General features: G+C 44.2%; 16 protein-coding genes. All 16 read left to right on the top strand.

Going from position 1 to position 15,221, the window contains the following annotated elements:
• Nucleotides 1-24: 24 nt before the first annotated feature.
• The 16 genes from QNH36_RS17650 to minD all read left to right on the top strand — a co-directional run bounded on the left by QNH36_RS17650 (nt 25) and on the right by minD (nt 15,004).
• Nucleotides 25-1,686: a GspE/PulE family protein gene (locus QNH36_RS17650; protein WP_283903892.1), complete on the top strand. Its 1,662-nt coding sequence runs from the start codon at nt 25-27 to the stop codon at nt 1,684-1,686.
• 13 nt (nt 1,687-1,699) lie between these two features.
• Entirely contained in the window at nt 1,700-2,740 is a 1,041-nt protein-coding gene (locus QNH36_RS17645; RefSeq protein ID WP_283903891.1) for a type IV pilus twitching motility protein PilT, read from the top strand.
• A 2-nt stretch (nt 2,741-2,742) separates the two neighbouring features.
• The gene (locus tag QNH36_RS17640; protein WP_144477701.1) at nt 2,743-3,948 is read left to right on the top strand and encodes a type II secretion system F family protein; all 1,206 of its coding nucleotides are present in this window, start codon (nt 2,743-2,745) and stop codon (nt 3,946-3,948) included.
• Between the two features lie 126 nt (nt 3,949-4,074).
• Nucleotides 4,075-4,539, top strand: coding sequence for a type II secretion system protein (locus tag QNH36_RS17635; protein ID WP_144477703.1), 465 nt, complete (start codon nt 4,075-4,077; stop codon nt 4,537-4,539).
• Nucleotides 4,540-4,543: 4 nt separating this feature from the next.
• Nucleotides 4,544-5,296 carry a prepilin peptidase gene (locus QNH36_RS17630; protein WP_283905433.1) on the top strand — a complete coding sequence of 251 codons (753 nt, stop codon included), beginning with the start codon at nt 4,544-4,546 and terminating at the stop codon, nt 5,294-5,296.
• Between the two features lie 16 nt (nt 5,297-5,312).
• Complete coding sequence (gene pilM, locus QNH36_RS17625; RefSeq protein ID WP_283903890.1) at nt 5,313-6,308, top strand: type IV pilus biogenesis protein PilM; 996 nt, start codon at nt 5,313-5,315, stop codon at nt 6,306-6,308.
• Nucleotides 6,305-6,946, top strand: coding sequence for a PilN domain-containing protein (locus tag QNH36_RS17620; protein WP_283903889.1), 642 nt, complete (start codon nt 6,305-6,307; stop codon nt 6,944-6,946). Before pilM ends, QNH36_RS17620 begins: the two co-directional genes overlap by 4 nt.
• Nucleotides 6,943-7,764 carry a hypothetical protein gene (locus tag QNH36_RS17615; protein WP_283903888.1) on the top strand — a complete coding sequence of 274 codons (822 nt, stop codon included), beginning with the start codon at nt 6,943-6,945 and terminating at the stop codon, nt 7,762-7,764. The genes QNH36_RS17620 and QNH36_RS17615 overlap by 4 nt, the downstream gene beginning before the upstream one ends.
• A 117-nt stretch (nt 7,765-7,881) precedes the next feature.
• Complete coding sequence (locus QNH36_RS17610) at nt 7,882-9,003, top strand: SPOR domain-containing protein (RefSeq protein ID WP_186326769.1); 1,122 nt, start codon at nt 7,882-7,884, stop codon at nt 9,001-9,003.
• Nucleotides 9,004-9,194: 191 nt separating this feature from the next.
• The gene (locus tag QNH36_RS17605) at nt 9,195-9,767 is read left to right on the top strand and encodes a Maf family protein (RefSeq protein WP_283903887.1); all 573 of its coding nucleotides are present in this window, start codon (nt 9,195-9,197) and stop codon (nt 9,765-9,767) included.
• Nucleotides 9,768-9,849: 82 nt separating this feature from the next.
• Complete coding sequence (gene radC / locus QNH36_RS17600; RefSeq protein ID WP_186326775.1) at nt 9,850-10,521, top strand: RadC family protein; 672 nt, start codon at nt 9,850-9,852, stop codon at nt 10,519-10,521.
• A gap of 161 nt (nt 10,522-10,682) precedes the next feature.
• Nucleotides 10,683-11,705 carry a rod shape-determining protein gene (locus QNH36_RS17595; protein WP_283903886.1) on the top strand — a complete coding sequence of 341 codons (1,023 nt, stop codon included), beginning with the start codon at nt 10,683-10,685 and terminating at the stop codon, nt 11,703-11,705.
• A gap of 76 nt (nt 11,706-11,781) precedes the next feature.
• On the top strand, nt 11,782-12,672 hold the full coding sequence (gene mreC / locus QNH36_RS17590) for a rod shape-determining protein MreC (RefSeq protein WP_283903885.1): 891 nt from the start codon (nt 11,782-11,784) through the stop codon (nt 12,670-12,672).
• Nucleotides 12,669-13,187, top strand: coding sequence for a rod shape-determining protein MreD (mreD, locus tag QNH36_RS17585; protein ID WP_144477721.1), 519 nt, complete (start codon nt 12,669-12,671; stop codon nt 13,185-13,187). Before mreC ends, mreD begins: the two co-directional genes overlap by 4 nt.
• A gap of 330 nt (nt 13,188-13,517) precedes the next feature.
• Nucleotides 13,518-14,198, top strand: coding sequence for a septum site-determining protein MinC (gene minC, locus QNH36_RS17580; RefSeq protein ID WP_144477723.1), 681 nt, complete (start codon nt 13,518-13,520; stop codon nt 14,196-14,198).
• Nucleotides 14,199-14,200: 2 nt separating this feature from the next.
• The gene (gene minD, locus QNH36_RS17575) at nt 14,201-15,004 is read left to right on the top strand and encodes a septum site-determining protein MinD (protein WP_144477725.1); all 804 of its coding nucleotides are present in this window, start codon (nt 14,201-14,203) and stop codon (nt 15,002-15,004) included.
• Nucleotides 15,005-15,221 lie beyond the last annotated feature (217 nt).

Here is a 15,221-nt window from a genome sequence, read left to right as displayed (position 1 = left end):
CAGTAGGACCGGGAGCGAAAGAAGATGAGACAAACACGTAAGCGGCTTGGTGATTTATTAGTCGAAACAGGGATGCTTACAGCTGAACAGCTGCAGGCAGCCCTTGCTGAAAAAGCTGATGGCCAGAAGCTTGGTGATGCATTGCTCCAACAGGGCCTTATCACCGAACAGCAGCTGATTGAAGTACTGGAATTCCAGCTAGGCATCCCGCATATCAGCTTATATCGCTATCCGTTTGATACCAAATTGTTTACCCTCGTGCCAAAAGAATTGGCGACAAGGAAATTGGTCATTCCGCTGAAAAAAGAAGGCGATAAATTATTTGTCGCGATGGCAGATCCAATGGACTTTTTTACAGTAGACGATCTCCGGCTTTCGACAGGCTTTCAAGTCGAAACTGCTATTGCAACAAAGGACGATATCCTCAGGGCAATCAATAAGTACTACGATAGCAATGAAGGGTTTAAAGAGTTCATGGAGCTCAATGCTCCGGTTGAAACGATAAAGGAAGAAGTGCTGACTGAAGCAGATTCGCCGATCATCCGGCTGGTCAACCAGCTGCTTTCTGGTGCTTCCACTCTAAAAGCGAGTGATATTCATATAGATCCTCAGGAAACAAGAATAGTCGTCCGTTATCGAGTTGATGGAATACTCAGAGTTCAAAGAGTATTGCCTAAGCATATGCAAAATGTGCTGATTGCCAGGATTAAAATCATGGCGAACCTGGACATTACAGAGAATCGCATTCCGCAGGACGGGCGCATCAAGGTGAATATTGACTTCCATCCTGTTGATTTGAGGGTTTCGACAATGCCGACTGTATTTGGTGAAAAGGTTGTCATGCGGATCCTTGATATGGGAAGCACATTGAATGATATAGAAAAGCTTGGATTCAACAAGCAGAACGTTGATCGGTTCTTGAAGATGATTACTAAGCCAAATGGAATCGTATTAATTACGGGTCCAACAGGATCAGGAAAATCATCGACATTATATGCAGCTCTTAACAAGCTAAACAGCGAGGAAGTCAATATCATCACGATTGAAGACCCGGTAGAATACCAGCTTGAAGGCATAAACCAGATCCAGGTGAACCAGAATGTTGGAATGACATTTGCAGCAGGGTTAAGATCCATTCTCCGGCAGGATCCTGACATCATCATGGTTGGGGAAATACGGGACAAGGAAACCGTTGAGGTATCTGTTAGAGCATCCCTGACAGGGCATCTTGTTTTAAGTACGCTCCATACGAATGATGCACTAAGTTCAGTGACACGAATGCTTGATATGGGTGTAGAGCCTTTCCTGGTTGCATCATCTTTAAGTGGAGTAGTCGCCCAGAGACTTGTCAGAAAGGTCTGTCGGGATTGCGCCAAAGCACAAGAGCCAACAAAGCGGGAAATCGATATTTTCGCAAAAAGAGGAATTCAAATCGATACCGTCTGGAAAGGCAGTGGCTGCTCTTCCTGTAATATGACAGGATATCGCGGCCGGATTGCCATCCATGAGGTATTGGACATTAATGAAGAACTTCGTAAAGCTATCATGAATGAGGAGCCTGTCACCGTTCTTCGTGAAATTGCCGTTAAAAACGAGACCATCTTTCTTATTGACGATGGCTTGCTGAAGGTAAAGCAAGGTCTTACGACTACTGAGGAAGTATTAAGGGTGGCAATTACAGAGTAAGCGGGGATCGAAAATGAAAGAAAAAATCGAACATTTGCTGAGTACCGGATTTGAACGTAAGGCCTCTGACATCCACATTACAGTCGGTGTGCCACCCATATTGAGAATCAACGGTGAATTACAAAGATTTGGCACAGAGGCGATTTTGCCTGAAGATACAGAGGGAATGGCAAAAGCAATCATTCCTGCAAAACTATGGGACGACTTCAAGTCCAAGGGGGAACTGGATTTCTCCTACGGCATACCTGGCTTATCGAGATTCAGGGTCAATGCTTATCACCAGAGGGGAGGTGTCTCCCTCGCAGCACGTGTTGTCCCAACCACAATTCCTACTCTTGAGGAACTGGAACTCCCCTCGGTCTTGAAGAAGATTGCCGAGAAGCCACAGGGACTTGTACTCGTTACCGGGCCAACAGGAAGCGGGAAGTCAACAACACTGGCAGCAATGATACAGTACATAAATAAAAATATGTCGAAGCACATAGTCACACTAGAGGACCCAATTGAGTATTTGCATAAGCATGGGAACAGCATCATAGACCAGCGTGAAGTGGGCTTCGATACTAACAACTTTGCCAACGGATTGCGTGCCGCGCTCAGACAGGATCCTGACGTAATCCTGGTAGGGGAAATGCGTGACCTTGATACAATCCAGACGGCTATTACTGCTGCTGAAACAGGCCATCTCGTGCTGGGTACATTGCATACATCAAGTGCTCCGGCAACCATCAACCGGATTATCGATGTGTTTCCATCCGCCCAGCAAGCGCAAATCCGGATCCAGCTGGCTTCAGTCCTGGTTGCTGTTGTTTCACAGCGATTGTTTCCGACGGCTGATAAAAGAAGCCGCCGCGGAGCAACTGAAATCCTGATCAATAATGCGGCAGTGGCCAATTTGATCCGGAATGAAAAAATCCACCAAATCATCAGCATTATGCAAACATCAAAAGCATTTGGCATGCACACGCTTGAGATGAGCATTAAGGAACTGGTCATGCAGGGGATTATCTCGAGGGAATCAGCTGAACCATACTTACTGGAGAAGTTGGTGTAAGAATGGCGAGATTTAAATATTCCGGACGTGACCGGACAAAAAAACGCTCAGGGACCATTACTGCTGGCTCCAAAAGAGAAGCGCTCGAGAAGTTGCGGGCAGAAGGAATCCGCACTACAGATATCATCGAGGTTCCCGAGACACTGCTGACTAAGGAAATTTCATTTGGTAATCCTGTCAAACTCCAGCATCTAGTCATTTTTTTGCGCCAGTTCGCCACTTTGCTTAAAGCAGGAGTATCGGTTGTCGAATCGACGAAGATTCTTGCCCACCAGACAGACAGCAAAGCATTAAGGAAAGCACTGTTAGATATTGAAGCAGAGTTAAGAGAAGGAAACCAGTTATCCCAGGCTTCTAGCAGACATAGCAAAATTTTCTCTCCTATGTATATAAATATGATCAAAGCTGGTGAGGCCGGCGGCAATATGGATGAGACACTTGAACGTCTTGCCGATCATTATGAAAAACAGCATAGCACCAGGCAGAAGATTGTAGCCGCATTGACATATCCTGCAGTGATCGGCCTGATCGCTGTTGGCGTCGTAATCTTCCTGCTTGTTTCAGTAGTCCCAACATTTGTAGGGATGTTTGAAGATTTTGGCGGGGAACTTCCAGCTATCACAATGTTCGTACTTAAGGCAAGTGAGTTCATGCAAAGTTTTTGGTGGTTGCTCCTTCTGTTTTTTATTGGGTGTACTGTTTCACTAGTTTTAGCGAAGAAAAATAAGAAAAGTAAATATTACCTTGATTACGCCATGTTAAGAATGCCGATTTTTGGGAAGCTGATGCAAAAAGCAGTGCTTGCAAGGATGACCCGTACACTAAGTTCATTGTTCACAAGCTCAGTACCGATCTTGCAAGCGTTGTCCATTGTAGAAAATGTCGTCGAGAATGAAGTGATTGCCCGTGTCGTACGCGATTCCCGTGACGCTATGGAAGTCGGAGAATCCATGACTGGACCAATGCGCAGGCACTGGGCTTTTCCGCCACTCGTCACCCAGATGATTGCAATCGGAGAAGAAACCGGTTCACTTGACGGCATGCTCGGAAAAGTCGCAGATTTCTATGAAAAGGAAGTAGAGACAAGCACCGACCAGCTAAAGTCACTAATCGAGCCGATCATGATTGTCTTACTCGCTGGACTCGTCGGAACGATTGTCACCTCCATCATGGTCCCAATGTTCGACATATTCAATCATGTGAACTAGGAATTGGCAAATAAAGACAAAAAACAACCTAATTTATATATTAATTTAAAAGTCAATCAATTATAATACTGGTAGATACATAGTTCTTTTGTACCGGGAAAATAAAACTAAAAAGGAGAGGTTCGAATGTTAAAAGCGATTAAGAAAAAAATGAAAGATCAAAGAGGTTTGACACTTGTCGAACTTTTGGCGGTTATTGTTATTTTGGGGATTATTGCTGCGATTGCTGTGCCGAGTGTAGGTAGTATTATAGAAAATTCTAAAAAAGATGCTCACATCGCTAATGCTAAACAAATGGCAAATGCTGCTAGGTTGGCAGTAACTAATGGCACTATTACTGTCCCAAGTAGTGGATCAGTGAATATTGATTTAGGAGACTTGAAAACCGGTGGCTACATTGAGAATATTAAAAACCCTAGTAATAAAAGTGTTAATTACAATGACGATGCGAGTCTTGTAACCATTACCAAGGTTACTGGAGGATATAAATATAGAGTAACTTTAAAAAGTGGTTCTGATGCTAGTTTAATAAACCACATTACTGATGATGTAGACGCAAGCGAACTTGAAAGAACAAACGTTTCTTTATAATAATATGTATATTTTCTTATTTAGTTACGGCCTCCTTCTAGGCTCCTTCTACAACGTTGTAGGACTGCGAGTGCCGGAAGGCAAATCCATCGTAGCACCGCGCTCTTCCTGTCCGAAATGCGGGCACCAGTTGATGGCACTTGAGTTAATTCCTGTTCTATCATATCTATTCCAAAGGGGGAAGTGCCGCCAGTGCAAGGTCGGCATTTCTCCCGTTTATCCTTTCTTCGAGCTTTTGACGGGCTTGCTTTTTGCCGGAGCATTTCTGTTAAAGGGCTGGAACTATGAGCTTTTGATCGCTCTTACGCTCATCTCTTTGTTTATTATTATTACGGTCTCTGATCTGGCTTATATGATCATCCCTGATAGGGTGCTGCTGGTGTTCGCAGGGATTTTTGCTCTCGAGCGAATCAATCAGCCTCTTATGCCTTGGTGGGCTTCTCTTATCGGTGCAGCTGCTGGATTCATTCTCCTCCTATTAATCGCTTTCGCAAGTAAGGGTGGCATGGGCGGCGGTGATATCAAGCTTTTTGCGTTGATTGGTTTCGCTGTTGGTTTTAAATCGATGCTGCTCTCCTTCTTTTTTTCCACCTTCTTTGGGGCTTTTTTCGGAATCATCGGCCTGCTATTTGGTCTGGTAAAGAAGAAGCAGCCCATTCCATTCGGGCCATTCATCGGCATTGGCACGCTGACTGCATATTTTTTCGGAGAGAAAATAATAGATTGGTATCTGAATCTATTGCTTACAGTTTTTTAATAAGGAGTTTTTTGAAATGGCATTTCCTTTTTTTTCTGGCAGAAGCAAAGTTGTCAATATTGTCATCAATGACCATGCTATTCGTTATGTTGAATTAAAACAGAAGAATCCAGCCATTCCGCTTCATTATGGACAGCGCTTTTTGCCTCCGGGTGTCATTTCGGACGGAAAGATTCAAGATTTTGATACATTGGAGAATATCCTTGACGAATGCATTGAAGATTGGAAGATTGCTAAAAGGGAAGTTCGGTTCATAGTACCCGATTCCCTGGTGATGATCAGAAAGGTTTCTATTCCCTCTGATGTGAAAGAGGATGAAATCCATGGTTACTTATATTTGGAGTTAGGGACTTCAATCCACCTGCCTTTTGAGGATCCGGTGTTCGATATTGTAACCCTTGGCTCTGAGGGCAAACAACAAGAAGTTCTAGTTTTTGCTTCTCCTGAAAAATATGTGACTGAATACGCAGATTTGTTCAAAGCTGCCAGACTTAAACCGATTGCTGCCGATATCTCCCCGCTGGCGATATACAGGCTATATCACCAATCTGATTTATTCCGCAATCATGATGTCCTGCTGTCGGTCCGGTTTGACCTTGATGTTATCAGCATGTGTGTATTTGAGGAACATATCCCTGTTTTTATGCGTCATGTCCCTGGTGACTTGAAAGATAACTGGAAGGTCAAGTTGAGTAAAGGTGAAGTTTCTGAACAGACAATGGTGTATGAAGGAGAAATTTCCGAGCTATCCTTTCAGCTTGAGGATATTTACCGCGATATCATAAAGTTGATGGATTTTTACCGTTATTCACTTACCCAGGGTAAAAAAGAAGTAACAAAAATCCTGGTAACTGGGGACCATCCAATGCTTGAACGTGTAATTGCAGACATGAAGGAACAATTTGAAGTCCATGTGGATACCTTGAGTATCAATTTACCTGGAAGTGAGCAGGGTATCTTCCCTGATTCTTTTCATCTGGCGCTGGGCCTTGGATTAAAAGAGGTGCAATGATGCTTGTAGAGATTAATCTTTTACCTAAAAAAGAACATAAGAAATCCTCCGTACTCTTTATGGCACTGGCAGGAATTCTTTTAGTATCGGTAAGTGCCTCGGTTATTTTTTTTCAGGGAAGCAGCTACGAGGACAGGATGGCTTCTCTTAATCAACAGATTGTGAATGTTCAAAAGCTGAATGAAGTCCAACAGGCAAAATTAGCTGATGGAGATACAGGCAGTTCTGCTGCGATGCTTCAGCAAGCGGTGGAGTGGGCAGAACAATACCCAGTTGAAACGGTTCCGCTTCTGCAGAGGGTCATCGGACTTTTGCCGGAGCGAGGATTTATCCAGGAACTTGAATACGGTAATGCAAACTCTGTAGTGATTAAGATTCAGTTTGATGCCTCAAGAGATGCGGCATTTTATTTGAGTTCATTAAAAGACTCGGAGTGGGTTGAGAAAGTGATACTTTTGAATATTGTGGCAGAAACTGATGACCAAGTAACAAGTACCGCAGGAGCAACACTTTCTTCTTCTCAAGCGAGAGAAGAGGAAACCCTTCCGCGCTATAGTGCGGAATACGAAATCTTTTTCAAGCCTGAACAATTCAAAGGGCACAAGGGAATTGCTTCTAAAGAAGGAAGTGGCACATGAACCTCCAACTTGAAAAGAAACATATCATGACAATGCTTGCTACAGGATTGTTGGCAATATTGATCTATATAGGTGGTTTTGTTCTTTACATATCTCCTTTGAAAGGCAGCATCGCATTAAAAGAAAGCCAGCTTAAAACAGAGCAAAAGCTGAGCAAGACATTGGAGAGCCGTATATCCACAGCTAGTGGGAGTGATTTTAATAGTACTGTTGAACTTCAGAAAAAGCTCCCCGTCGACCCGATGACCGAACAGCTCGTGTTAGACCTTGAGAAGGCGGAGGTCATATCTGATAGTTATATCACTTCGATGGAATTCAATCATGACGGAGAAATCGCCAGTCACGAACAGGCTAGTAACAGCGGGAAGCAAAGTTCAGAGGAGGAAACTGCCAATGGCCAAAACCAGGGGGTGGAAACCATTTCTGCAAACAATGCGCCGCAGGTAAATCTTCCTAAAGGGGTTTCTAAATCCTCTGTGACGGTTACAGTTGAGTCCCACGGCTATTTTTCCCTCGAAAAATTCCTGGCCACTATGGAGGACTTACAGCGAATTGTTATGATTGAAGCCATGTCATTCAGCGGTCCTGAGGAAATTACTTCTCTTTCGGATAAAAATAGTAAAATTACGATGACCGTTACAATAAACACGTTCTATCTGTCAGGTGTTGATGACTTAAAGGCTGAAAGCACTAAGATCGAAACCCCAGCCCCGGCCAACAAGCGCAATCCGTTCCCGACTTTCGGAGATTATTCAGAAGATAATCTTATAGAGTCAGAAAAGTCTACTGATGAAACTAGTGAAATGGATGGCAACTAATCTAGTAAAAAAATTGACGAAAGCATTCTATAACAAGACGACAAAAGTCTTGTTATTTTTTTTTGTCTGTATGATAGGATGAAGCAAAACAGGAACGGGCAGGGGGAGGTACAAGCTTTGGACAAGCATGGCAAAACGATTACAATCAAGATTAATGGCAAGAACCGTCCGGTTCAGGAAGACAGGCAGGATCACCAAAACGGCATCGAAAAAAAGAAGCAGAAAGAAGATAAGGTTGAAAATAGTAAAATTGAAAAAGAAAATAGCGGCAAGTTCCCGATTAATGATCTTCGTGATGATCGGGGCAAGGTATATCCACTGGATAATGAAGCAGCGTTAAATGAAACTGCGGCTGCCCAGGAAAAGACTGAGGAAGACTTTGACTGGATTTTACCTGATCCCGTCGAACAGGAGATTGTCAAAGAATATAAAATCGCGCCAAAGCAGCAGAAGAAGAAAAAGAAAAGTCTGGGGATATCGGTTTGGAACACAAAAACAAAACGTAGCAACCGGTTTTACACGACAATTTTTGTGACGGTCTTTTTGGCGGTGTTGCTGGGAACGGCGTTTGGGATTACTTTCCTTAAGTTTGTCGCATCTGAACAAGACACGACTGCACTACCGACTGTGAGTGCCCCGAAAGAAGGCTCACCAGCGAAAAATCCGGCGAGCGGCGGGGAAGAGCTAAAACTAAAACCAATTCCAGTGTTCATCGTCCAGAACGGAATTTTCACGACCGAGGATGGTGCGAAGGAACGAGTGAAGCTGCTTGCAGATAAAGGAGTCACGGCTGAGCAGTTTTCTGTAAATGGCCAATTCGCTGTCTATTTAGGAACAGCCGGCAGCATCGAGGCGGCGAAACAACAGGCTGAGGCCCTCAAAGCCAAAGGTGTGGAGGTTTTTGCGAAGCCATTCGAAATTCCGGGAGGAACAGCCGCCGGTTTGAACGCAAATGAGGCAAAGTTCCTCCAACAAGCTCCGGAACTGTATTCAATCATGGTGAGCGGATCACAAGCTTCACCAGAGGAAGTGAAAAAGGCAGAAGATTTTAACGCACTCCTCGGAAAAATTGCGGACAAAAATATAAAGGATCAAAATATCTTAAAAGCGAAGGCCAGTATGGAGAAGGCAAGTGCTTCTTTCGCCAGCTACCAGAAGTCGAAGGACGCCAACCAGCTTGAGGAAATGGAGAAAAGCCTACTCTCATTCCTATCTGCCTATCAGGCCATTGGAAAATAAGCCATAGTAGTAACGAAGCCCCAAAAGAATATTTTCCGGGAAATTGTACAAATTAACAGAGCCTTCGCCATTTTGCGGCAGGCTCTGATTTTTTTTGCCAATTACTTGGCTAATTATTGTCGCAAATGGTGAACTCTGATAGTATTAGCTTGTGTCTCCCTTTGACGCAATAAGAAAAGAAAGGTGATTTTATGCAACGCCTCATTTTAGCCTCTTCTTCTCCACGGCGAAAAGAACTTCTTGAAAACCTCCGCTTGGAATTCGAAATCTCGAGCAGTGATGCAGATGAAAGTTTCAGTGAGACCCTAAGCCCATCTGAAGTAGTGATGGAGCTTGCTTCAAGGAAGTCAGGGACAGTAGCTCAACATTTTCCGGATTGTTTTGTGATTGGCTCAGACACTGTTGTGGTCCATGATGGAATGATTCTTGGAAAACCTGAAAGCGGACAAGAAGCTTCAAAGATGCTCAAAACGCTGTCTGGGAATACTCATTCAGTCTACACCGGAGTATCAATCATCTCCCCTGAGAAGGAAACGCGTTTTTATGAAAAAACAGATGTGACATTCTGGGATCTGTCAGATGAAGAAATCGACACCTATATAAAGAGCGGTGAACCATTCGATAAGGCGGGCGGCTATGGAATCCAGGGATTCGGCAGCATGCTTGTCAGGGAAATCAGTGGAGATTACTACACAGTTGTTGGACTGCCTGTATCAAGATTGATCAGGGAGTTAAGAAAAATCGGTTACAACCTTCCTTATTAAAAGAAAACCACAGAAACTTCTTCTACACTTCCCTCGTCATAATTATGACCGGGAGGAAAATGTATTGTCTACACATTCATTAATGATCAGAGATTATCCGCAAAATGAGCGGCCGAGGGAGCGCTTTGTCCAGAATGGCCCCCAGAGCCTTTCCAACCATGAATTACTTGCCCTGTTATTAGGCACGGGATCGCGGGATGAATCGGTCCTCCAGCTTGCGAACCGGATGCTTTCCCAGTTTGAGGGGCTGCGCCTGTTAAAGGACGCGACCCTCGAAGAACTGACCCAGATTAAAGGGATCGGCCAGGCAAAAGCGATCCATGTTCTCGCTGCCGTTGAAATCGGCAGGCGTATCGCCAATCATACCCTTGATGAACGCTATGTCATCCGCTCCCCGGAGGACGGTGCAAAATACCTCATGAATGATATGCGCTTTTTGACCCAAGAGCATTTCGTCTGCCTGTATTTGAATACGAAAAATCAGGTGATACACAGACAGACAATATTCATCGGCAGTCTTAACGCTTCGATTGTCCATCCGAGAGAAGTGTTCAAGGAGGCAGTCCGCAGGTCGGCGGCTTCAGTCATTTGCGTCCACAATCATCCATCCGGCGACCCGACCCCGAGCAGGGAGGATATCGAAGTCACCAAGCGGCTTAGTGAGTCGGGGAAAATAGTCGGAATTGAATTGCTAGACCATTTGATAATTGGGGAAAATAAATATGTTAGTTTGAAGGAAAAAGGGTATGTATGATACTAGGATTTTGATTGACGTTACGATATAATATAATTTATGATTTTTGCGGACGAGCTTAAAAACTCGTCGGAAAATCCGCCTATGAACATTCAACTAATTTTGTTATAGATTGCCTGTTCTTTTATTGCATTTTTTTGTTAAGAAAGGGAGATACAAATATGTTTGGGATTGGAACAAGAGACCTGGGAATCGATCTCGGTACTGCGAATACGCTTGTTTTTGTTAAAGGAAAAGGGATTGTTTTAAGAGAGCCATCCGTTGTGGCCCTGCAGACAGATACAAAAAACATCGTCGCAGTGGGAAATGACGCTAAGAACATGATCGGACGTACGCCTGGTAACGTCGTAGCATTAAGGCCGATGAAGGACGGCGTCATCGCGGATTATGAAACAACAGCGACAATGATGAAGTATTATATCAAGCAGGCTACGAAAAACAAAGGTTGGTTTGCCGGCAAGCCTTATGTAATGGTCTGTGTTCCATCAGGAATCACTGCGGTTGAAGAGCGCGCGGTAATCGACGCAACTCGACAGGCTGGCGCAAGGGATGCGTTCACGATTGAGGAACCGTTTGCAGCGGCCATCGGTGCCAACCTTCCAGTTTGGGAACCGACAGGAAGCATGGTGGTTGATATCGGGGGTGGAACAACAGAAGTCGCGATTATTTCCCTCGGCGGAATTGTTACATCCCAGTCTGTCCGCATTGCCGGTGATGAGATGGACGACGCAATCATCAACTATATCCGTAAAACGTATAACCTTATGATTGGTGAGAGAACGGCAGAAACGATTAAGATGGAAGTAGGTTCAGCAGGTGACGCCGAAAGAATCGAAAACATGGAAATCCGCGGCCGTGATTTGTTGACCGGTTTGCCGAAAACAATTGAAATCACTGCAGAAGAAATTGCTAAAGCACTTCACGATACAGTATACGCGATTGTCGATGCTGTTAAGCTGACACTTGAAAAAACACCGCCGGAACTTGCTTCCGATATCATGGACCGCGGAATTGTCCTGACAGGCGGAGGCGCATTGCTCCGTAACCTGGATAAAGTCATCAGTGAAGAAACAAAAATGCCAGTATTGATTGCTGAGGATCCTCTGGATTGTGTCGCTGCCGGAACAGGCAAGGCGTTGGATCATATCGATCTATTCAAGAGCAAAGCAAAAGAATCAAGATAATTTGAAGAAGGGAAGCGGAAATCATCCACTTCCCTCATCTTCTGTCATCCATATTTTTAGATTAGAGGTGTGAATCATGCCACAGTTCTTTTTTAATAAACGCCTGATAATGCTTCTTGTGAGCATTATAGTCCTCGTGGCATTGATTGGTTTTTCTTTGAGGGAAAGAGAAGAATTAACATGGCCGGAGCAATTTGTCAAAGACTCGACCAGCTGGGTGCAATCCATTGTATCCAGACCAGTTAATTATGTTGCAGGCTTTATTGAAAACCTTCAAGACTTGCAAAATACATATCAGGAAAACAAAGAGTTGAAGAAACGCGTTGATGATATGGCCCACCTTGAAGCCAAAGTATACTCCCTTGAAAAAGAAAACGAGGAGCTTCAGGAAATTTTAGATAAAAGAGAATCGCTTGCAGACTATGAACCAATCCAGGCCGTCAGGATTGCCAGAAGCCCTGAACGCTGGAATGAATTAATCATCATCAATAAAGGTGCGTCCAACGGTGTGGAAAAAAACATGGCTGTCATCACGTCTAAGGGGCTGATTGGCAAAGTAAAGAGCACAACGCCGTTTTCAGCCACAGTCCAATTGGTCAGCTCGATCGATCCTACCAACAGGATATCCGCCATCCTTCAGGCAGATAAGCCGCTTTACGGCACAATTGAAGGATATGACAAGAAAAAAGAACTGCTTTTACTGAAAGGCCTTCCGTACAATGCCAAAATCGAAAAAGGGCAAAACGTCGTTACGACAGGAATGGGTGGTATCTTTCCAAAAGACTTGCCGATTGGCAAGGTCGTCGATGTCGTCCCTGATCAATTTGGCTTGAATCAAACAGCCTATATAAAACCGGAAGCAAATCTCTATGATTTGGAACATGTCATGGTTGTCAAGAAATCCATGGTCTCTGTAGACCTTGAAGAAAGCTTGGAAGATAGCGAAGGTGAGGAGGAAGGCAATTGATCCGTTTCCTGCTCCCCGCGCTTTTCGTTTTCTTATTCATTCTGGAAAGTTTGTTTGTTGAACTGCTGCCAGCTGAATTATTTAATAGTGACCGTATCCTCGTGCCGCATTTCCTGATGGCTGGGATTTTGTTTCTTACCGCATATCTGAGTCCGAAACATGGAATTCTGTACGGAATCATTTTTGGACTGCTTTTTGATCTAGTATACACAGAAATTATCGGGATTTATCTTTTCATGTTTCCGGTCATTGCCTATTTGTTCACATACATGATCAGGATTCTTCAAACCAATGTGCTGGTTGTTTCCATCCTGTCTCTTCTGGGGATTGCGTTATTGGAACTCGGGGTCTATGAGATGATGCTGTTAATAAAAATTACTGACCTGGACTTTTCGACCTATGTTAAAATAAGACTAGTCCCTACCTTGATTTTGAATCTGGCCTTTATCATTTTGGCTGCCTATCCGTTCAAAAAGCAATTCGAGAACGCCGCAGACAGACTCAGGCATGATTAAGGGATCCATACGGAGATTTCAAAGGGACTTTACCATGGAATAGAAGCATTATGAAGAAAAAAGCAATCATGGATATGGAAATAAAGGAATTTGGCAGGCGATTGTCGAATTCCTTTTAGGTACTATATGAAATTTATTTTTTTAGCAGACAATTGTCTTGCGTTTTAAGTTTTACTTTTACACTTAGATTAGTGTCTAGCTCCAGCGCCTAGCCCTTCGAGACGTTTCAATCCAATCATTGAAGTCAAAGAACGACTTCAGTGGTAGGCCTTCTAACACTCGTCGAGGTACCAAGGTGCTTGCGCTTTTCGTTTGAGGTGAACATCCAGTATGAAGAAAACACAAAATGTGACAATTAAAGGGACAAAAGACGGTCTTACGCTCCATTTGGATGATACTTGTTCTTATGACGACTTGAAAAAAGAGTTGGAGAGGAAGTTATCGAATTCCACTCGTGTCCAGGAGGAGCAGCAGCTGCTTTCTGTTAAGGTGAAGGTAGGGAACAGATACCTTACGAAGACCCAGGAAGAAGAGCTGAAAGACTTGATCCGGCAAAAGAGGAATTTGATCGTTGATGACCTTGAGACGAATGTCATTTCCAGGGATGAAGCCGAAAAACTTCGCCAGGAAACGGAAATCGTTCCGGTTGCCAAGGTAATCCGCTCAGGCCAGGTCCTTGAAATAACGGGTGACTTGCTGCTCATTGGTGATGTTAATCCCGGGGGAACAGTCAAGGCTACCGGAAATATATTTGTCATGGGTGCGTTAAAAGGGATTGCACATGCAGGTTCGGCCGGCAATGATGAAGCAGTGATTGCTGCTTCTGTCATGAAGCCTTCGCAGCTTAGGATCAGTGACTGCATAAATCGCGCTCCGGACGAGGTGCCTGAGGACGAAAATCGTGCAATGGAATGTGCGTACATATCAGATACAAAGCAAATCGTTGTTGATAGATTGCAAGTTTTAATGAAAAAAAGACCTAATTTAACTAGATTCGAAGGAGGCCTTTAAAAGTGGGAGAAGCGATTGTAATTACATCCGGAAAAGGCGGGGTCGGCAAAACGACAACCTCTGCCAATATAGGTACAGCTTTGGCCCTTCAAGGCAAAAGAGTCTGTCTGATTGACACAGATATTGGGTTGCGCAACCTGGACGTTGTCATGGGACTTGAAAACCGCATCATTTATGATCTTGTCGATGTCATTGAGGGCAGATGTAAAATCCATCAGGCACTTGTAAAAGACAAGCGCTTCGATGATCACCTTTATTTGCTTCCAGCTGCACAGACAAGTGACAAAACAGCGGTCCAGCCTGAGCAAATGAGGAAATTGGTCAATGAACTTAAGCAGGATTATGATTATATCGTCATCGACTGCCCGGCTGGAATCGAGCAAGGCTATAAGAATGCTGTTGCCGGTGCAGACAAGGCAATCGTTGTCACTACACCTGAAGTTTCGGCTGTAAGGGACGCTGACAGGATCATCGGCCTGCTAGAAAAAGAAGAGAATGTTGAATCGCCGAAACTGGTCATCAACAGGATCCGCAGCCATATGATGAAAAATGGCGACATGCTTGATGTCGATGAAATCACCACACATTTATCCATCGATCTCATAGGGATCGTAGCGGATGATGATGAAGTCATCAAAGCATCCAATCACGGCGAACCAATCGCACTGAATCCAAACAGCAAAGCTTCCATCGCTTACAGGAACATTGCCCGAAGGATCCTCGGCGAATCCGTACCATTGCAACAGCTTGATACTGAAAGCAAAGGCGTATTTTCGAAGATCAAGAAATTCTTTGGTGTACGCTAAATATAAAGCACCTGCTTCCTCCCGGCTATCACGGGACAGTAGGTGCTTTTTACTTTTGTGGGGAGTAGTCCTCAGCTAGAACCAGTTCTCCCCCCGAAAAAGGACAAGTGGCCGGAATACGGTCGCAGCACAACCAATTCTCCGCCCGAAAAAAGACAAGTGGTGGAAATATGGTAGCAGCACAACCAGTTCTCCGCCCAAAAGAGAGCAAGTGGCT

Origin of the sequence: Mesobacillus sp. AQ2, from assembly GCF_030122805.1 — a bacterium.
GTDB lineage: Bacteria > Bacillota > Bacilli > Bacillales > Cytobacillaceae > Mesobacillus > Mesobacillus oceanisediminis_A.
This window is presented reverse-complemented; position numbering and strand designations above follow the sequence as displayed.